General features: G+C 63.5%; 14 protein-coding genes and 1 pseudogene. 9 read left to right on the forward strand and 6 right to left on the reverse strand.

Features of this window, described 5'->3' with window-relative positions:
* Positions 1–158: 158 nt before the first annotated feature.
* From AC5RUJ_RS00200 to AC5RUJ_RS00230, 7 genes are all read left to right on the forward strand, one after another.
* The gene (locus AC5RUJ_RS00200) at positions 159–2237 is read left to right on the forward strand and encodes a hydantoinase/oxoprolinase family protein (protein WP_494024056.1); all 2079 of its coding nucleotides are present in this window, start codon (positions 159–161) and stop codon (positions 2235–2237) included.
* Positions 2234–4060, forward strand: coding sequence for a hydantoinase B/oxoprolinase family protein (locus tag AC5RUJ_RS00205; RefSeq protein WP_494112249.1), 1827 nt, complete (start codon positions 2234–2236; stop codon positions 4058–4060). The genes AC5RUJ_RS00200 and AC5RUJ_RS00205 overlap by 4 nt, the downstream gene beginning before the upstream one ends.
* A 119-nt stretch (positions 4061–4179) precedes the next feature.
* Complete coding sequence (locus AC5RUJ_RS00210) at positions 4180–5331, forward strand: saccharopine dehydrogenase family protein (RefSeq protein ID WP_494127667.1); 1152 nt, start codon at positions 4180–4182, stop codon at positions 5329–5331.
* A gap of 335 nt (positions 5332–5666) precedes the next feature.
* A complete protein-coding gene (locus AC5RUJ_RS00215) occupies positions 5667–6695 on the forward strand; it encodes a beta-keto acid cleavage family enzyme (RefSeq protein WP_494024059.1) in 1029 nt (342 codons plus the stop codon).
* A 497-nt stretch (positions 6696–7192) separates the two neighbouring features.
* Positions 7193–8380 carry an acetyl-CoA C-acyltransferase gene (locus AC5RUJ_RS00220; protein WP_494112252.1) on the forward strand — a complete coding sequence of 396 codons (1188 nt, stop codon included), beginning with the start codon at positions 7193–7195 and terminating at the stop codon, positions 8378–8380.
* Between the two features lie 429 nt (positions 8381–8809).
* Positions 8810–10234 carry an APC family permease gene (locus tag AC5RUJ_RS00225; RefSeq protein ID WP_494127666.1) on the forward strand — a complete coding sequence of 475 codons (1425 nt, stop codon included), beginning with the start codon at positions 8810–8812 and terminating at the stop codon, positions 10232–10234.
* A gap of 173 nt (positions 10235–10407) precedes the next feature.
* Positions 10408–10902: an SDR family NAD(P)-dependent oxidoreductase gene (locus AC5RUJ_RS00230; RefSeq protein WP_494112254.1), complete on the forward strand. Its 495-nt coding sequence runs from the start codon at positions 10408–10410 to the stop codon at positions 10900–10902.
* Positions 10903–10931: 29 nt separating this feature from the next.
* Here the strand turns inward: AC5RUJ_RS00230 and AC5RUJ_RS00235 are convergent, their stop codons facing one another.
* Positions 10932–11402, reverse strand: coding sequence for a hypothetical protein (locus AC5RUJ_RS00235; protein WP_494155531.1), 471 nt, complete (start codon positions 11400–11402; stop codon positions 10932–10934).
* Positions 11403–12473: 1071 nt separating this feature from the next.
* On the opposite strand from AC5RUJ_RS00235, the gene AC5RUJ_RS00240 reads away from it, so the two are divergent.
* Positions 12474–13508, forward strand: coding sequence for an AAA family ATPase (locus tag AC5RUJ_RS00240; RefSeq protein ID WP_494127664.1), 1035 nt, complete (start codon positions 12474–12476; stop codon positions 13506–13508).
* 333 nt (positions 13509–13841) lie between these two features.
* Here the strand turns inward: AC5RUJ_RS00240 and AC5RUJ_RS00245 are convergent, their stop codons facing one another.
* The 3 genes from AC5RUJ_RS00245 to AC5RUJ_RS00255 all read right to left on the reverse strand — a co-directional run bounded on the left by AC5RUJ_RS00245 (position 13842) and on the right by AC5RUJ_RS00255 (position 17486).
* Positions 13842–15149, reverse strand: coding sequence for an Nramp family divalent metal transporter (locus AC5RUJ_RS00245; protein WP_494001122.1), 1308 nt, complete (start codon positions 15147–15149; stop codon positions 13842–13844).
* Between the two features lie 109 nt (positions 15150–15258).
* Positions 15259–15963: a YoaK family protein gene (locus AC5RUJ_RS00250; protein WP_494001121.1), complete on the reverse strand. Its 705-nt coding sequence runs from the start codon at positions 15961–15963 to the stop codon at positions 15259–15261.
* Positions 15960–17486 (reverse strand): gamma-glutamyltransferase, encoded by a 1527-nt coding sequence (locus AC5RUJ_RS00255; RefSeq protein ID WP_494001120.1) that lies wholly within the window; start codon positions 17484–17486, stop codon positions 15960–15962. Before AC5RUJ_RS00255 ends, AC5RUJ_RS00250 begins: the two co-directional genes overlap by 4 nt.
* A 179-nt stretch (positions 17487–17665) precedes the next feature.
* On the opposite strand from AC5RUJ_RS00255, the gene AC5RUJ_RS00260 reads away from it, so the two are divergent.
* Entirely contained in the window at positions 17666–18379 is a 714-nt protein-coding gene (locus AC5RUJ_RS00260) for a FadR/GntR family transcriptional regulator (RefSeq protein ID WP_494001119.1), read from the forward strand.
* Between the two features lie 49 nt (positions 18380–18428).
* On the opposite strand, the gene AC5RUJ_RS00265 is transcribed toward AC5RUJ_RS00260, so the two are convergent.
* A complete protein-coding gene (locus AC5RUJ_RS00265; RefSeq protein WP_494001118.1) occupies positions 18429–19844 on the reverse strand; it encodes an L-serine ammonia-lyase in 1416 nt (471 codons plus the stop codon).
* 9 nt (positions 19845–19853) lie between these two features.
* A pseudogene (locus AC5RUJ_RS00270) lies at positions 19854–20037 on the reverse strand (serine hydroxymethyltransferase); the annotation flags it as partial.

Below are 20037 nucleotides of genomic sequence, written 5' to 3' on the forward strand. Positions count from 1 at the left end.
CTTATTCAATATTGTACGGGACGGGGGCACAGTCAAGCATCAGTATCGCGGAAGAGCGATCTCGGTGTGTTCCTTGACACTTCCTTACTTAACGTTAAAGAATAGGCTCAAACACGTCGGAGAAGACGTGGCAAATCCTCAGGACGAAGGAGTGCCGGATGGGGTACCAGATATCGGCAGACACGGGCGGAACCTTCATCGATGTCGTGGTGCGAGGGGGCCCTCAACCGCTGATCGGGAAGTCTCTGACGACGCATGATCGGGTCTTTACGGGCATGTCGCAGGCATTGGGCTTCGCTGCGGAGCAGCTCGGATTGACGGCGAAGGAACTCATCGCCGACACGGACCTGTTCATTTATGGGACGACTCGGGCGACAAACGCCATCGTGACACGTAATACCGCCCGGACGGGATTGCTGACGACGGCGGGGTTCGAGGACGTGCTCGTGCTCAAGGAAGGTGGCAAGCACGATGGCCACGACTTCTCGAAGCCCTACCCGGAGCCATACATCCCTCGCCGCCGCACCGCGGGGGTCCGCGAACGCATCGATTCTGATGGGAACGTCGTGGATGAGCTTGACGAGGTGCACCTGCGCGCCACCATTGAGCGGCTCCTGGCTGACGGTATGGAGGCGATCGCTGTCGCGTTCTTGTGGTCCGTGGTCAATCCCGCCCATGAGTTGCGTGCTGCCGAGATCATTGAGGAGCTGGCTCCCGATGTTCCCGTGACCCTGTCCCACCAAATCGCCCCGATCATTCGCGAGTACCGACGCACCTCGGCTGCGGCGATCGACGCTTCGTTGAAGCCGCTAATGCAGCGGCACTTCCGGGAACTGGAACAGGACCTGCGTGCGTTCGGGTACACCGATCGCATCCTCGTTTCAACCAGCCTCGGTGGTGTCATGAGCATTGAGGAAGTCATTAAGTCCCCGATCCACGCGGCGCGCAGCGGCCCCTCCATGGCACCGTTGGCAGCCTTGCACTATTCCGGGGCTGAGGATCTCGGCGAGGACATCATCGTCGCAGATACAGGCGGAACGACCTTCGATGTGGGGATCTCCCGAGACGGGGCCGTGGTCAAGACACGCGACACCTGGATCGGCCCGCAGTGGGAAGGCGATCTGCTCGGTATCTCCTCCGTCGACATCCGTTCGCTCGGAGCCGGGGGTGGGTCCATCGCCTGGGTCGACAGCGGCGGGTTGCTGCGTGTCGGCCCGCAGTCTGCGGGTTCCGAGCCAGGCCCCGCCTGCTACGGAAACGGTGGACTCGAGCCCACGGTTTCGGATGCGGCCTGCGTTCTCGGTTTCTTCGACCCGGATTACTTCTTGGGCGGCCGGATGACCCTCGATGCAGCTGCGGCCCGCGAAGCTGTGGGCCAGGTGGCGGGCAAACTCGACCTGACGATCGAAGAAACCGCGTGGGGCATCATCACCATCGCAAGCCAGTCGATGGTCAAGGCCGTGCACGAGATCACGATCGGGCAGGGACTCAACCCGCAGGAGAGCACCCTCGTCGCAGGCGGCGGCGCTGCCGGGCTCAACATCATGCAGATCGCGCAGGAGCTCGGCTGCAAGCGGGTTGTGCTGCCGAAGCTAGCCTCGGCGCTGTCTGCATCCGGCATGCACTTCGCCGACATCGTGAAGGAGCAATCCGCAGCACTTATCACGACTGCGCACGGCTTTGACGCCCAGGGCGTCAACGGAGTGCTCAACGGCCTCACCGAGTCGTTGACTGACTTCGCTGCCGGATTCGGGGACCATTACCCGCACTACCGTGTTGAGTACAGCGTCGAAGCCCGTTACCAAAGCCAGATCTGGTCTATCGATGTTCCGCTGCCGGGCGACCAGTTCAACAACAATGAGGACCAACAAGCGCTCTTCGCCGCCTTCCATGATCTACATGAACGCGTCTACGCCGTGCGCGACATCGGCAGTGATATTGAGTTCCTCAACTGGACGGCACGAATCACGATTGAACTGCCCAGCGTGAAGGATTCGCGCCAGTCCAGTGAAGACCACGAGGCAGTGTCGACCCGCTCGCGCACGTGCTACTTCGGTGAGCACGGCTCCGTGGACACACCCGTGTACAAGCCGGACGACCTCCGTCCCGGGGCCCGAGTACTAGGCCCCGCGATCGTCGAAGAACCCACCACCACCCTTGTCATTTTCCCCGGCATGGCTGCCCGGGTATCCGACGCGGGCAACTACCTACTGCAGATTGAGGAGGGAGCAGCATGAGCGCACCCGCATTCGAAGCCACCGAAACCCAGGGTTCCGGAGGGAAGGGACTAAACGCCCCGCCGGCCTTCGACGCCGTGCAGACGGCGATCATGGCAAACAAGATCGACGGCATTGTCCGCGAGATGACCAACACCCTGCTGCGCTCCGCCAGGTCTGCGGTGATCAACAGTGCGCGCGACTTTTCGTGCGCCATCTTGACCAGCGACGACGAACTGCTGGCCGCCGCCGAGGGCCTGCCGGTGCACATCTACGGCACCCAACTCCAGGCCGCAGCGATGCGCCGGGCGCATCCCGAACTGCGCGCGGGAGACGCCTTCTTGGACAATGACCCGTACACCGGTAACTCGCATGCGGCCGACCACACCGTCCTGGTCCCGGTTGTCATCGACGGTGAGCATCTCTTCACGGCAGTCGCCAAAGCCCACCAGGCCGATGTCGGAAACTCCATTCCGACGACGTACCACGCCGCCGCCCGAGACGTCTATGAAGAGGGCGCCGTAATTTTCCCCGTCGTCAAGGTCCAGTCGGGCTACGAGAACATCGACGATGTCATCCGAATGTGCCGTTCGCGCATCCGGGTGCCGTCCCAGTGGTATGGAGACTTCTTGGCGGAGCTGGGCGCGGCCCGCGTCGCCGAGCGGCGCCTGAAGGAACTCGTTGCCAAGTACGGCATGGATCGGGTCAAGCAGTTCATCAAGGACTGGCTGGACTACTCGGAAACGGTCATGGCCTCAGCCATCGCCGAACTGCCTGGGGCGACGATTCGCAACACCGGCCGGCACGACGCCTTCGAGCCATACCTTCCCGACGGCCTCGACTTCTCCGTGATCATCGACATCAACCCCCGCGACAGGATGATCGACGTCGATCTCACCGAGAACGGACCGAACGTCGACTGCGGCCTGAACCTGACCGAGTCGACGACGGCAGCGGCAGTATTCGGTGGAATCTTCAATGCACTAACGGCGGACATCCCGAAAAACTCCGGTGCGTTTCGCCGGGTACGGATCGCGATGAACGAGGGTTCGGCGGTCGGCAAGCCGAAGTTCCCGCACAGTTGCTCGGTCGCGACCACAAACGTCACCGATCGCCTCATCAACGCCGTCGGCGCAGCGTTCGTACAGCTCGGCGAGAACCATGGTGTAGCGGAAGGGGCCGTCGGTGTCGGTGTTGGCTATGCAACTCTCTCGGGCATGGACCATCGTACGAACAGCGCCTTCGTGAATCAGGTGTGCGTGACCGCAAACGGCGGACCAGCAAGTCCGTTCGCCGACGGGTGGCTGACCTACGGCGTTCCGTGCGTGAGCGGGCTCATGTACCGAGACTCGGTGGAGATCGATGAGATCAAGATGCCGATCCGACACCGCTACATGCGCATCCTTCCCGACTCGGCCGGTGCGGGCAGGTTCCGCGGCGGTCCCGCCTTCGAACTGGCCTACACGCCGACGAACGGACCGGTGACCGTGATCTACCTTTGCGACGGCCAAGTCGAGCCCGCAAAGGGGGTCGCCAACGGGCAGAATGGCCGCCGTGCCGAGTCGTGGATTGAGCGGGCCGACGGTACCCGGGAACGCCTGCCGAACGCCGCGACGGTCCACCTTCAGCCGGGCGAGACTATCATCGGGATCGATGCCTCCGGAGGAGGCTACGGCTCTCCCCTCGACCGGGACCCTGCCCTGGTCCTGCACGATGTCAACGAGCGATGGGAGACCCGCGAGCACGCCACCGCAACCTATGGAGTCGTCTTCACCGACGGGCCAGACGGGCTAGCTGTCGACGAGGCCGCTACCTCTGCACGGCGCGCCGCGGCAAATTCCTGACCGCGCTCAATGACCCGGATGAGGCAGTTCCGGGCATTGAACCGGAGCTATCCGGAATCAGCCAACAAATGTATGACCGTTGCCCCTCTGCGGGCCGACACCAAACCAAAGGTAGGGCTATGTCAGAAAAACGAGTTGTCCTTCTCGGCGCCGCTGGCGCACAGGCATCCGGAGTGCTGCGGGGACTAGGACGAGCAAAGGAAGCGATTCGCATCATTGCCTGCGATCGCGCCTTCCGTGATCCGGAGGCGATCGTCGCCGGAAACCACCCGGTAGAGCTGCGGCAGTTCGATCTGATCGCGGAAGCAGACGTGCTGCACCGTGTTCTTGCAGACGCTGATCTGGTGCTGAATTGCACGGGTCCATACTTCAAGCTCGGCCCGATTATCCTCGACGCAGCCATCGCGGCCGGCACGGACTACGTTGATATCTGCGACGACGCGGATGCAACGGCCCTGCTGCTCCAGCGGAACGATGCAGCAGTGACGGCCGGAGTGACTGCCCTCATCGGCATGGGATCCGCGCCGGGAACGACGAACGTGCTGGTCCGGCTCGCGCTCGACGCACTCCCACCGGGCGAAGCGAGTGTAGACATCACCTGGTGTGTCGATGCCAACGACATGTCGGGCGCGGTCGTGCCGCACTTCGCGCATTCATTCGCGACAGCAATCCCCGAGTTCGGGGGAACACCGGCATGGGAGGCGCTAAATCCGCAACGCGTCGAGTTCCCCGAGCCGATTGGCGAGCAGTTGGTCTTGACATTGAGCCATCCCGAGGTTCTCACCCTTCCCTTGTTTACCCGCGCGACACGCGTGGTGAATCGAGGCGGTCTTATCCCCGAGGACTTCACCCACCTTGGGTGGCTCCTGTCGAGGCTGCCCGAGACTGCAGACAGTGGCAAAGTCATGTCGGACACGTTCGACACGTTTCTGGCCCAGTACCGCGACCGGCCATCGGTCGGGTCAGGCCTAATCGTCGACGTTCGCGTCGGCGCGGAGGGGATCGTGTTCAAGTCAGGCGGCCAAATGCCGCAGGACGATGCCACGGGCACACCAGCCGCCGCCGGCGCGCTGATCGCCCTGGCCGGCCAGGTGCCGGGCCCCGGCGCGGTCTCGCCTGAGGTGCTACGACCCAGTGACTTCTTCACTGCACTGCGGAAGGTATCTGCGGGTGGGGGAGGCATGACCGCCTACCGCACGCTGAACGGTGAAATCGTCGAACCGGCCAGAATCCGCGACCTGCTTGCCGCCACCGCCGTAAGCGCTCATTAGGCGCCCGAGCGTATCCAGAAAGATCCATTCGTCGCCGTAAAACGGAGGCGATCTGCTCGACGAAGAAGATGCTGGTCTCCCGCGAATCGGCATCTGCACGCATTGTCTGAGGCACCTGGGGTGCGGGGGTTGCGCCGTCGTGTAGTCGGCGCGGCGAAGTTGTTGCAGGATCTACGGGCAGCCTAGGGAATTAAGCAGTTGGCAGAGAACTACCAAGACCCCTTGACCAACACTCATTAATTAATGTTCAATAAAGAGCAGTCGAGGGCGTATTCGGGAACCTGTGTGGAGGTTCTCCGATGCATCCACTTCAGAGAAGAAACCAAAGGAGCATCATGACGAACATCGATTGGAACCGGGTTTCCAAGGGCGTAGCCAGGGAGAACCAGAAGATGATCTGGCGCCCGTACGGCATCCCGACCGTGATGGACTTGGAGAGTACGTGCTACCACGACGCTCCGATCTCGGAGCCGTGGGAGGAGATCCCGGAGCAGATGATCGTGTCAGTGGCGATCACGGGTGCCTTCTTCCGTCGCGACCAGAACCCGAACCAGCCCATCACCCCCGATGAGATTTTGGCGTCGGCACGGGAAGTCGCAGCTGCCGGGGCGAGTGCGATCCACATCCACGTCAGGGATGAGGATGGGTACAACGTGCTATCCCCGGAGCGGTTCGAGGCCGTCATTGCGCCGCTGCACGAGGAATTCCCCGAAGTTCCCGTGGACGCCTGTTTGGTTCCGGCTCTGGACGGCGAGTGGGAGAAGATGCAGCAGGTCCTCGAGTCCGGGCTGCTGGACGCCGCTCCGATCAACAGTACCGCCACCTACGTGGGTGATTCGCTGTTCGTGAAACCGACCCCGATCCTGCTGGAGAAGACCCGCAAGATCCTGGAGGCCGGTTCGGTTCCGGAGATCGCGGTCTACACGGATGCGGATGTCTCCAACGCCGACCGGTACCTGTTTAAGTCTGGGCTCATCAAGAGCGGCGCGGTATGGCTGGTCCTGCCGGCGCTGCCAGGCTGCAGCCCGATGGAGAACCCGCGACAGATGGTGGCAGGCTTGACCCGAACAGTCGAAGCCATCCGCGATGTCGACCCCGAGGCGGTCATCATGGTGTGTGCCGCCGGTCGGGCCTCGACTCACCTAGCGACTCTGGCCGCTCTGATGGGTCTGCACATCCGGGTCGGCATGGAGGACACGTACTTCAAGTGGCCCCACCGCGATGATCGGATCAGCAGCAACCTCGAGGCATTCCGGCTCGCGCAGCAGCTGGCCGAGGTCGTCGGTCGCCGGGTCGCCACTCCCGCGGAGACCCGCGCCATCATGGGTCTGAAGTCACGCGAGGCAGCCTCCGTGACCAGCTGAGTCCCCTCAGAAATCGTGCAGGTCGGCTCAAAAGCCGACCTGCACGACGTTTAACTGATCGAACCAGAGAATGATCGCGCAGGAGCCGTTCAGCTGCACATCTGCGAGAACGTGCCCGAGAGCTATCCCCAGCGCTTCAGGATCTGTAGCAGCATCACGAGGCTCGTGGCTGGGGGACAGCTTGGTTATCTAGAGGTCGGCGGCCGCATCTCACCTTACAGATGCCGGTACCCGTCCTGGCCGGATCTTGGCCGCGCTGGCCGAGGAAATCACCGCAATGCAGGACGAGGGTGTAGGGGCCGGGCCAGAGCAGATCGAACTGTGAATGATCCTCAACGCCAACTACCCCCTCCATACGGGAGGCTTGACCCTGTTGCTGGGGAAACCGGCACCGCGTTCCAACGGGAGCTGCGTGCCCTTTGCTGTTTCGAGCTAAGCCACAGCCAGGGCCCACTGCCGCTCCCGGGCTTTCGGCTACCACCCGTTCAAGGAGAAAAATGAAAAACAGTACCGACGTAGTCGTTGTCGGTGCCGCCCGGACACCGCAGGGCAAGCTGGTGGGCCAGCTGGCACCGTTGTCCGCCGTTGAGCTCGGTGGCGCAGCGATCGCAGGAGCGCTGGGCCAGGCGGGGATCCGAACGGATGCCGTCGAAGCGGTCATCATGGGACAAGTGCTCCAGGCAGGATCCGGACAGAATCCTGCCCGGCAGGCCGCCCTCGCCGGAGGCGTCCCCCTCGGCGCCCACGCGGCCACCGTCAACAAGGTCTGCCTATCCGGGCTGAGCGCCATCATCGAGGCAAGCCGCCTGTTGCGGCTTGGAGAAGCCGAGGTGGTGGTCGCCGGCGGGCAGGAATCCATGAGCAACGCCCCGCATCTGCTGCGGGATTCCCGCCGCGGGCACCTTTATGGGGACGCGGCGCTAATAGACTCCGCCGCTCATGACGGCCTCACGGACGCCTTTGACCAGATAAGCATGGGTCTGGCCACTGACCGTGCCAATGATGCGATGGGCATCCTTCGCGCCGATCAGGACAAAGCCGCCGCCGATTCCCATCGCCGCGCGGCGGCCGCCCAGTCCGCCGGGCTCTTCAACGCTGAAATCATCCCCGTCAAGGTGCCCCAGCACCGGGGGGAGGCCGAACTCGCCGAAACCGACGAGGGCGTGCGCGCCAATAGCACCGAGGAGTCACTCGGCAGGCTCAGGCCAGCATTCTCCCCAACCGGCACGGTCACCGCCGGCAACGCCTCCCCACTCAGTGACGGTGCCGCCGCTGTCGTCCTCACCACCCGCGGCTACGCGGAGACTCACGGCTTCAGGATTTTTGCGACGCTCGGTGCCCCGGGACAGAGCGCAGGCCCCGACACCTCCCTGCCGGACAAACCGGCCCGCGCGATCAGCAAAGCACTCAAAACGGCGGGATGGACAGTAGCGGATCTGGACTTCGTCGAGATCAACGAGGCGTTCGCTTCCGTTGCCCTGCACTCGGCGGAACAACTCGGCCTCAGCATGGACATAGTTAACGTCAACGGGGGAGCGATCGCACTCGGACATCCGATCGGCGCCTCCGGGGCGCGGGTCGTTGTCTCCGCCGTGCACGAGCTCATGCGCCGCGGCACTGGCAAAGCAGCCGTGGCACTGTGCGGCGGCGGCGGCCAAGGCGAAGCGCTGCTGCTGTCTCGGTGAGAACCGGTTTCAAAATCCCGACGACGGCACTCAGCAGTAAGGAGTTTGCGTGCTTGGACCCTCAGATGGCCTGCGCGTCGTGGACTCAGCGGCATCGGACCGGTGCCGCACTGTCACGAAGGGCTGCAGGCCCGCTGTCCAGGGATTTGATCAACATGCAATACGTCGGGCTCGATTGGTTGGGACCCCATCATCATGGAAAATCATCTCACAGGTAATCCCTTAACGATCGTTAATCTACGCCATACGAGCCACGGGTGCCGCGAACCTGATTCCGTCGCATCATGCAGGCTCTGACTCCCATCCGCCTCTCAACGTCCAGTCCGTTTCTCCGCTATCCGCCAGGAAGGGCCTCTCATCATGTCGGTTCCCCTTGAGCCCACAATGCAAGACAAGAGTTCTGGTCCCAGCGACCGTCTCTCAGGGACCATGGGTACTTGGAAGCTTGTGCTCAGCGTTCTAGCCTTCTCATCCCCTCTAGTCACCATGGCCGGTTACTTCTCGTTGACCATCATGGTCGTTGGCAACACGGCCCCCACTGCTTTCCTCGTGGTTACCGCTGGACTCCTAGTCTTCGCTGTCGGCTACATGGCAATGACACGACGCATGCCTCGCACGGGTGCGTTCTATGCATACATCACGGCAGGGCTCGGCCGGCGAATGGGGCTGGGTGCCGCATTCTTGGCAGCGATCTCCTACCCCATCATTGGCATCGGAGTGTACGTCTTCGCCGGGATGACGTTGACAGACATCGTGACACGCTTCGGGGGGCCTGAAGTCCCCTGGTCGATTGGCGCGTTAGCGACCTTGGCTCTTGTTGCCTTCCTGGGTTACTTCAACGTGGACGTTTCCGCGCGCGTTTTGATGGTGGTCATGTTCGTCGAAGTGGGGCTCCTCCTACTCTTCAACTTCGCCGTTGCTTCGCAGGGCGGCGCAGAAGGGTTGAGCCTCCAGCCGTTTAACCTTGCCGAGTTCTCAGGCAGCAATCCCCTGGTCGGCTTCTTGTTCGCGATTCTGGTGTTCATTGGCTTCGAGGCCACCGCCCTCTATCGAGATGAAGTCAAAGACCCTGACCGCACGGTGCCCCGGGCGACCTACATTTCTCTCCTCTTCATCGGATTGATGTACGCCGCATCGGTGTGGATGCTGGTTAGCGCCTTTGGGGCGGCTGAAACCACAGCGAGCGAGCAGCCGGAGGCAATGTTTTCCATCGCCGCAGAGCAGTTCATCGGCAGATGGTTCACAGACGCTATAGGCGTGCTGGTGATCACAGCAATTCTGGCTGCCACCCTGTCCATTCATAACGCCTCGACGAGGTATGTCTTCACCATCGGCGTCGATGGTGGACTCCCGCGGACTCTTGGCACGGTGCATCCGAAGTTTAAGTCCCCTGCTCGGGCGTCGACAACCGTCTCGGTGTTTTCGGCTTTCACCCTCTTGATTCTTGTGGCTACCGGCAGTGATCCATCCACTCTGTACGGACAACTTGCTGGACTTGGCAGCATGGGGATCATCGTCTCCATGGCTCTTGTGAGCATCTCCGTCATCGTATGGTTCAAGTTCAAAGACAGAAGCTCCGGGGAAAACATCTGGAAGACGCTCATTGCACCGCTTACTTCCGCGCTGTTCCTGATTGCGATTGCCGTCTACGGATTCATGAACTTCGAGTTGGTCGTCGGCGGGCAACCCGGCGAGAACATTGCCTTGGTCCTGATCCCCCTCTTGGCAGTCGCCGTGGGCGTGGTCATCGCATCGATTATCAAGATCCGTAGGGCAGACGACTATCAGAAGATTGGAGGGAGCGATCGATCATCACTGTCTGATCCTCCAGAGATGGACAAAGAGTCAGTCTGACAGCTAGGCTCGCCCATCCATGGCACCAACAGAGTGAGAGCGCCCAGCATCGCGCCCCGTCCAACCCCGATACAGGGGAGGACTGATGAACCCCAAAGGAGTAGGACGGGGCGGACTGACGGACGTGCCTTGGTGGCTTCTTCCTCGCGTAGCGAAGGGTCTGGGCGAAGCGGGTGGCAGCCCCTGACCGGCGCAGGGAGTATCGTTCGAGCAACTGTGGGAGCGCTTATGAAGGGCGCGACGGTGACTTGCTGGTCTCCGGCAATCGGGATGAACGGCATTGGGAAGATCCAAAAAAGTTTGATGTCTCCCGGGAAATCAAGGGTTCCCTCTCCCACGTCTCGTTCGCCGACGGCATCCATCGCTACATTGGCGCTCCAGTAGTTCGGCTTGAAGCCAGGTTGGTGATCGAGGAACTGCTTAAAAGGATGTGTCGGATGAAGCAAGTTGGGCAAAACGTCATCGAGGAGATATCCGCTGAGCATGGTCGGCTCGACGGCCTTGTCAACAACGCCGGCGTCCTCAGCGTCCATTCCCGGGCCGACACAGCTCCGAATGAGTTCGATCGGGTGGTGGCAGTGAATCAGCTGTGGCCGCTACCCAACCGCACGACCAAAATCCACGGCATTAACGCGGCCGGCCTGCCACGTCACGGAAAGAGAAGCTGACCGTTGGTCATCGAGATCTCGTGGAGGAATTAGCGGTCGGGGTCAAGATCACGTGATCCGACTCGTTCCCACAGGAGACCGGTCAGCAGGCTCAAGTCGCGGGCGCCCTGCCCATAGTCGATCACGGTGGTTCGCAACCGCGGCCGGCAAGATGCGTAAACTCTGGTGCCTGCGCTTGTCTCATAATTTTTGATTTCGATGACCTCGCCCCAGCTCCAAAAGTTGATCCGTGTGTTGATGATCATCCCGCCGGGGACCGCCTTGATCCGTGAAAATCTGTTCTGGCTGCACACTATTGAACGAAGTTCTTCGTGCAACGTCTCCAGCCCGATGGTCACCGTGAACTCTCTAGAGGCCCTCACACCTTCTACGTGGACTTCCCGGGACGCAGCAGTCGCCCTGGATCTCCGGCCGCGTACTGCAGCTGCCGCAATCAGTACGACAGAAACCAGCAGCCACGCCGGAAGCAACCAGTCCGGAATGCCCGAGTCTCCATCCAAGAAGGCCTCCTTTACCGTGCAGTCCTGCTGCTCCCGGCCTGGATTCTCTTAGCCGCGAACCGAGATGGGTTAGGTAGGGCAAAGCGTAGTGTTTTCAGGGCTGCGCGGGTAGCTTGAAGCCCAGCCGGAAGGCGAGTCTTTCTCCAACCTACGGCCAATATCATGACCCCATGCAGACGGCTTTGATACTCATAAGCACTGGTATTTTGCTTGGCATGCCCACGGCCATATTTGCCTACAGAAATCCGCGACGGAAAGGTGGCCCCTTGACGTACAGCGGACAGGGCTTCTCGGCCTAAGTGCCCTTGGCATGGCCTGCCTCATCGTCGGAGCCGCTGTTCTCTTATCAGTCCTGCAGTAGTTAGGAATAGTCCAACTTTTGGGGGACCAGTTCAGCAACGTGGCACTTTTCGGCGCTCCGTCGGTCTGCACAAAGCTGTCCAGCTCCCATCCCCGGGGCCGGGTCGTCTTCCGGGCGGGAAACTTCCCTGCTTTAGGCTGGTTTTTACGCCGATAAGCTACCTTTCGTCAACCTAGGGGAGGGGCCCGTGAATCGTCCCCACGTCCTACCTGTCGTGTGCTGATGCCTCAAGCCCGCCGCAGCCTCAGGCAGACTGGGCGGAACTCCACAGCCGAACGGCACGATCGGTTGCCCTTAGTTAGTCAGGAGCTGGCCAATGACAGATTCAGAGAGCATTCCGTTTTCCAAATCCTGGAGCGGTGTCCGGCCTCCAAGTAAATCATTCGCACTTATCCACCATTCGGCGGCCGCGCAAGGGTCAGCCTTCGCATCCAGACGGATATTTGCAGGGCCAACGAGGGGCCTAGGATGGCAGCTTGCGAACTACGGACAACCTGCGTCCAGGGTTTCCCCTGTTTGGACATCTGTAGGTATTACAGAGCCAAGCCGTCAGGGACGGAGCTGATCGGCAGGGATAATCTCCTCATTGTTCTCCGGCCAGTACCCGCATTATCAAACGGAGACTCCCGTGTCGCGTGAACCACTGGCAAAAGGGGGATACTAGTGAGGCCACCCCACCCCGTGCGGGAACCGGGTACTACAGTGGGTGCATGGCTCCCAGCCGCAATCCGCTCGACGACCTGCGCGAAACCATCGGCCATCTGGCCGATCAGCTCAAGCTGCACGGTTCGGAGCGCGTCGACGACCTGGTCGGCGATCGCATCGGTGCGAGGCCCGGGCCGGCCCGGCCGCTGTCCGAGGTGCAGGCCGAGCTCGACACGCTGGTCGGACTGGGGACCGTGAAGGAACAGGTGCGGGCCCTCGTCGCACTGCTCCAGGTCCAGGCCCGCCGTAAGGCGCACGGCCTGCCGGAGGTGGCCACATCACAGCATCTGGTGTTCCTCGGAAACCCGGGCACGGGCAAGACCACCGTGGCGCGGCTCCTGGCAGAGATGTACCGCGCGGTCGGTCTACTGCAGAAAGGCCATCTGGTCGAGGTCGATCGTTCGGGCCTGGTGGGGCAGTACGTCGGCGCGACCGCCATCAAGACGGACCGGGTGATCCGGCGTGCGCTGGACGGCGTCCTGTTCATCGATGAGGCCTACGCGCTGGCCCCGGAGGACGGCCGGGCGGACTTCGGCCCCGAGGCGATCGAGGTCCTGCTCAAGCGGATGGAGGACTACCGCCACCGCCTGGTCGTGATCGTGGCCGGCTACCCGCAACTGATGGAGTCCTTCCTGCTCTCGAACCCCGGACTGCGCTCCCGATTCGCCCGCGAGATCACGTTCCCCGACTACTCCATCGACGAACTCCAGACGATCTTCCACCAGATGCTGGCCCAACACGAGTACACGCTGGAGCCGGGTGCGGACCAGATGCTGCGCCGCATTTTCACCGGGCTCCACGCGGGCGAGGACTCCGGCAACGCACGGTTCGCCCGCACGCTGTTCGAGCAGTCGCTCAACCGCCAGGCGCTGCGGCTGTCGCTGGACGAGGAACGAAGTCTCGATGCGCTCGATCGTGAGGCCGTCATGACGCTGACCGAGGACGACATCGTCGAGGCTGCGCTGGCCTTGGGCGAGGAGCCGGAGCCGGAACCGACGCCGGAACCGGAGCAGTCACGCTGGCGGCGCTGGCTGGCCTGACCGGATCTGCGGCGGCTGCAGGCGAATGCCGCGTTCGCTGCGGCTGGTCTGCAACGTCCGGCGGAAGAAACGCTGCAACTCTTAGCAGGGCGAGCACGGCATCGTTGCCCCGAACCTGCTGAACCGGCAGTTTAATGCCGGCGCCCCCACGAAAAGCGGGAGCCGTACCAAGGGAAGACGGAAGGCCCGCGACGTTGCGGGCCTTCCGGGCGTAACTACTTCCCATGAATACCGAGGCGTCTTTGCCTCGGGTCTGCTGTGGCGGCCATGGCCGGCTACCCCGCCGTGCGTGCCGGCGGGGTGTGCAGCCGCTGAGCCACCTCACCCTGGGTGTCAGCCGCCGAAGAGCGGGGCGATCGACTTGACCAACTGCTGGATACCGAGGACGCCGAACAGCAGGGCACAGATGCCCAGCGCGATGTTGGTGTGCAGTCGGTTGGCCCACGCCTTCGGGATCCGCTTGCCGTTGAGGAGGCCGAGCAGGGTCAGGGCAAGGAACGGCATGAACAGCGAGCCGAGGACGCCGTAGGCCAGGATCAGCGCGATCGGCTTGCCCATGATGAACAGCAGCATGGGCGGGAAGGTCAGCCAGAGCACATAGAACTTGAAGTACTTGCCCCCCACGCGGGTGTCCGGATGGCCGGAGGGCTTCTTGCGCATGTGGCCCCAGAAGTCGGCGAACATCAGGGACACGCCGTTCCAGACGCCGATGATGGAGGAGAACGACGCCGCCCAGAAGCCGACCAGGAAGGCGGTGCCGACGACCTCGCCGTAGCGATCGTTGAGGACGTTGCCCAGATCCAGCAGGCCCTCATCGCTTCCGCTGATGGAGACTCCGGCCGAGCGGACGACCTCCGCGCCGACGATCAGCATGGCAATGACGAAGATGCCGGTCATGACGTAGGCCATGGAGTTATCGATGCGCATGACACGCATCCACTTGGGGGTGTACCAGCCCTTTTCACGCAGCCAGTAGCCGTAGGCTGCCAGCGTGATGGTGCCGCCGACGCCGCCGGCGAGGGCCAGGGTGGACAGGAGGCCGCCTTCTGCCGGGATCGAGGGGATCAGCCCCTTGAGCATTTCGGGGATGTTGGGAACGGCAATGATGGCCAGGCCCACGACGGTGACGAACATGATGCCGACCAGCGCTGCGGTGATTTTCTCGAAGGTGGCATATTTGCCGAACCAGATCATGACGAAGCCGGCCAGGCTGTTCAGGATGGCCCACGCCCACAGCGGGAGCACCGGGAACATGGCGGCCAGCGGCAGCGCTGCCGCGGAGGTGGCGGTGGCGCCGTAGACGAAGCCCCAGATGATGATGTACGGGCCGAAGTACCACGTGGTCCAGCGGCCGAGTGTCAGCCAGCCTTCGAAGATGGTCTTGCCGGTGGCCAGGGTGTAGCGTCCGGCGCCTTCGACCAGGACGATCTTCATGACGACACCGACGATGACGGCCCAGAAGAGCTGGTAACCGAATTGGGTGCCGGCCACCAGGGTGGCGACCATGTCCCCAGCCCCCACGCCGGTGGCCGCTACGACGAGCCCGGGGCCGACAATTTTCCATTTGGCGGGCTTGCCGCCGTCGTCGTCAATCCGGTCGGCGTGGTTCACCGCTCCGGTTGGCGCGTTGTACTCAGACATTTGGATTTCCTGTTCTTGGAAGAATTGGTGCAATCGACGTGAGGCTTGTTCCGTCAGGGCAGCCTCTGGTTCTTTCCCCTTTCTCGATCGGGCTCGCAGCGGGCAGGTGTCAGGACGCCTGGGGTTCCAGCCGCCGGCAGAAAAGAGCCATCAGGAGAACCAGGGCGGTGGGAACGGCGAGGGCCGTGAGGCCGGCAAAGGGTACGACGGCCGCACCGACGATGGCGCCGCCCAGCATGCTTCCAACGGCTGCCAGCTGGCGCGCCGAAACACGCCGTTTGCGCCAGGTTCGGCCCGCTCCGGCCTCGGCGAAGAATTGCGAGAGCGTGGAGGTGACGACCACGGTGTTGATCTCGGGGACCGCCAGAAGTCTCGCGGCGAGGCTCTGGCAACCCATGGCCACCCCGATGAGGGCGGTGATGACCAGTCCCAAAGATCCGCCCCCGTTCATGAAAGCGAGGGCGGTGCTCGCGGCCAGGAGCACCCCGGTGGTGAGGAACAGCATCCGTGGGGCCGGGGATCCCCGCTTTGTTGCCTCCAGCAGCCTGTTGCACAGGCCCGCCACCATGCATCCGACGCAGAACGCGAGGAGGGCGACCAGCGGGTGGATCAATTCGGCCCAGTCCCCGCTCAGTCCGATTCCCACCAGGATCAGGTTTCCGGTCATGTTGGCGCCGAAAATGCGGTCCAGTCCGAGGTAGGTCAGGGCATCAAGGAAGCCCGTGCCGAACGAGAGCACCGTCAAGAGGAGCGGATCGGGAAGCAGCCAGCCGCGCCGGGCACTCTTTGCCGGACGCCTTTCCGTCAGCGTCATCCGAGCGGTCCATAGCGTCCGGATCCGTCCGATCGGGGATCGCTGGCCGCCACCGGAGCGCCGGCGGAATCCACCGTGACCAGCTGCATGTGCCCCAGCCCGTCGGTGAAGTCCGGCTCCATGCGGGTCCTGCCGAGGCTCGCGGCCAACTGCTCCCGCGTCCCGGCATCCACGGACTGTTCAATGACGGCCACATCGGCACCCTGGTCGTCCTGCACGATCATCCAGCGCGGGCCCAGCAGCGCAGACGCCGGCGATTCGCCCGCCCACTGCCTCAGCAATACCTGGGCGTGGATCTGCGGCTGGGCCTTGCCGCCCATGGTCGACTGGATGTAGCGGATGCGCTCGTGCTCGTCGGTCACCATGACCGGCATCAGCGTGTGCGGCGGCATGGCTCCGCCCCGGAAGGCGTTCGGCTGCGAGTCGTTCAGCGAGAACATTGAGCCCCGGCACTGCAGGATGACGCCGGTAGCCGGATCCATCAGGTACGAGCCGAAGGCCGAATACAGGCTCTGGATCCAGGACACGCTCAATCCCGTGCTGTCCACGCACGAAATTCCGACCGTGTCTCCGTCGGCCCGGGCCGAGGCCAGTGCGGGGGTTCCCGACGACGGCAGGTCCTCCAGGCCGTAATTGCGGTAGAAGTACGGTTCGGAGTCTTCGCTGAGGATGTTGTCCCGCAGGTGGTTGCAGATCCGGGCATTGACCTGCATGGCCTCGACGACATCCGGCGAGGTCACCGCATGGCCCGTCGCCGCGGACAGGTTCTCCAGTAGCCGGATCAGTGCGAAGCCCTGGGTGGGCGGCGGGCTGGTGTACACGGTGTGGCTTTCGCCGCGATGGGACAGCGGCGCGGCCGTGACCGGGACGACCGATGCGAAGTCGTCGGCGCTGAATTCGGCGCGATGGCCCTGCATAAACGAGAGCAGTGACTCGCCCGTCGTGCCCCGGTAGAACTCCTGGAACCCCGCCGAACCCATGCGGCGCAGCGTTTCCGCCAGCGCCGGGTTCGACACGCGCTTGCCCGGCTCAAACGAGGAACCAAACAAGGCGGAGACGAGTTCGGCACTTATTCCTCCGGCAGCTGCTGCTTTGACCGCTGCCATCGTCACCGACCGGGACAGCTGATAGCCGCCGGCGAGTTCGGCCGCCCTTTCGAGCAGGGTCGAGGGATCCAGACGCCCGTACCGCTCGTGCAGGTGCTGCCAGCCGGCGGGGGCTCCGGGAACCGTGAGGGTCGCCGGTCCCCGGGCCGGCATCTTCTCGCCAAACCGATCCCTCATGTCCGCCAGGCGGCCGGCACCGGGGGCCCGGCCTACGGCAAGCACGCACTCAGGCTCTGCATCGGGTTCCTTCACCAGCGCCACCAGATCGCCGCCGATGGAACAGTTGTGCGGATAGACGACGGACAGGACGGCGGCCGCGGCGATGGCCGCGTCGACGGCGCTCCCGCCTTCCTGGAGAACGGCCCACCCGGCCTCCGTGGCCAAGTGGTGCGGTGTTGAGATTGCTGCTTGATTCATTGCGGGGGCTTCCTCTGCTAGTTCACAGAACCGGTAGGGTGGTTGGACCACTTTGGGTAGCATAGTGAGGTGAGTCACTAAACCACAAGGTGTGGTGCCGGGAAATACACTTTTAATTGCCGGGAACTTGTGCGGTCAGGGGGGAGACCCGCTAGCCGGTACCCATAGAGAGGACGAATATGCGGAGCCTGAGGCAGGAGCCTTTATTGGTATTCAGCGATCGCGTAGACGTCCTCGCCGAGGCAATTCGGACCCGGATTGAGGACGGTACCCTGAGCCCCGGAGCTAAACTTCCGAGCGAACGGGAAATTGCCGAGAATTACCGCTTGTCCAGAAATACGGTGCGGGAAGCCCTGCGTGAGCTCGAGGCCGTCGGCCTGCTGTACCGCCGCCCCGGCAGCGGCACCTACGTAGCCGACGAACCGCTTTTGGCCTTCGGCTCCTCGTCGCTGACCGGCAGTACCGGTGCCGGAGACCCGATGAATCACGTCATGGATCTCCGCCTTGTCATCGAACCGGGGATCGCCAAGCGGGCGGCCATCAGGGCACGGGGCCAGGTCTCCAAATTGCGGTCGATCCTCGATGCCGCCACCAAAGAGGCGGCCCGCCCCCAGCCTTCGAACGCGGAATTAAGAAAACTGGATTTGGATTTCCATGCGGAACTGGCCCGGCTCTCCCTGAACCCGCTGCTGACCGAATTGTTGGCGATGTCCAATGACCTGATGGCCCCCTCACGTGCCGACGAATTCCTGACGCTGGAGCGTGTCCGAAGCTCTGTGATGTGGCACGGCCGCATTTTTGAGGCTGTTTTGGCGCGCGACGGAGACGGGGCCTTCGATGCCATGGAGGAGCACCTGATCGACATCAAGGGCCACACCGAAAAGGGACAGTGAATACGGGGCAATACCGCCGCCCGCGAGGCTTAGCCGGACCGGCGCGCGGTTAGCACTCGACGACGTTGACGGCCAGGCCTCCCATCGCGGTTTCCTTGTACTTGGAGCTCATGTCCTTGCCGGTTTCACGCATGGTGATGATGACTTCGTCCAGCGAGACGCGGTGCGTCCCGTCGCCCCAGAGCGCCATCTTGGCCGCGTTCACGGCCTTGGCGGCGCCGATGGCGTTGCGTTCGATGCAGGGGATCTGCACCAGGCCGCCGATCGGGTCGCAGGTCAGTCCCAGATTGTGCTCCATGGCGATCTCGGCGGCATTTTCCACCTGCGCGGGACTGCCGCCCATCACCTCGGCCAGTCCCGCTGCGGCCATCGAGGACGCGGAACCCACCTCGCCCTGGCAGCCGACCTCGGCGCCGGAGATGGAGGCCTGCTCCTTGTAGAGGACCCCGACGGCGGCGGCAGCCAGCAGGAACTTGACGATGACGTCTTCCTTGTCCGCCTGCGTCGCCTTGTCCATGCCGGGCGCGTAGTGCGTGGCGTAGAACATGACCGCGGGGATGATGCCGGCCGCTCCGTTGGTCGGTGCGGTGACGACGCGGCCGCCCGAGGCGTTCTCCTCGTTTACGGCCAGGGCCACCAGGTTGACCCATTCCTGCCAGTATTTGTGGTCCCGGTCCTTGTCTTCCTTGCGCAGCCGCTCATGCCAGGCGGGGGCCCGGCGCCGGACGTTCAGCCCGCCGGGCAGGACACCTTCGCGCCTGATGGCGGAGTCCTTGCATTCCTCCATCACCTGCCAGATGTGGATCAGGCCTGCGCGGATGTCCGCCTCGGAGCGCGAGGCCTTCTCGTTGAGCATCATGATGTCGCTGATGCCCAGGCCGGTGTTGCGGCAGTGTTCGAGCAGTTCCGCCGCCGTCCGGAAGGGGTAGGGGAGCGTCGCCTGGGCGGCATCCGGCTCCCGGGCGGCGGCACCTTCCTCGCCGTCGCGGACCACGAAGCCGCCGCCCACGGAAAAGAACGTCGCCTCGTGAAGGACCGAGCCGGCGTCGTCGGTCACCTGGAATTTCATCCCGTTGGTGTGCCGGGGCAGCACGGTGAGCGGGTGCTGCACCATGTCCTCGACCCGGTAGGCCAGGACCCGCCCGGCCGAGCCTTCGACCCGCGCGCACATCTGCAGCTCGCCGGTCGAGGCCATCTCCGCCAGGCGGGATTCGACGTCGTCGGGCAGGATCTGCTCGGGCTGGAAACCTTCCAGCCCGAGCATCACCGCCGTGAACGTGCCGTGGCCGCGGCCGGTGGCCGCGAGGGACCCGTACAGGTCCACCCGCAGCCCGGCCACCCGGTCCAGCACGCCGCTTGACACCAGTTCCCCGGCAAAGACCGCGGCCGCCCGCATCGGACCGACGGTGTGCGAACTGGACGGACCGATGCCCACGGTAAAGAGGTCGAAGACGCCGACGGCCATGATGGCTCCTCAGCGCCCTTCGGTTGCGGAAACCGGTGCCAGGTCCGGGTAGAGCGGGTGCGCCTGGGCCAGTGCCTCCACCCGGGCCTTCAAACCGGACAGGTCCGCGGCCGGCCCGGCGATGAGGGCCTCGGCGATGATGTCCGCGACCTGGCGGAACGCCTCGTCGCCGAAGCCGCGGGTGGCCAGCGCC

The organism is Arthrobacter sp. Y3223164, assembly GCF_059091005.1.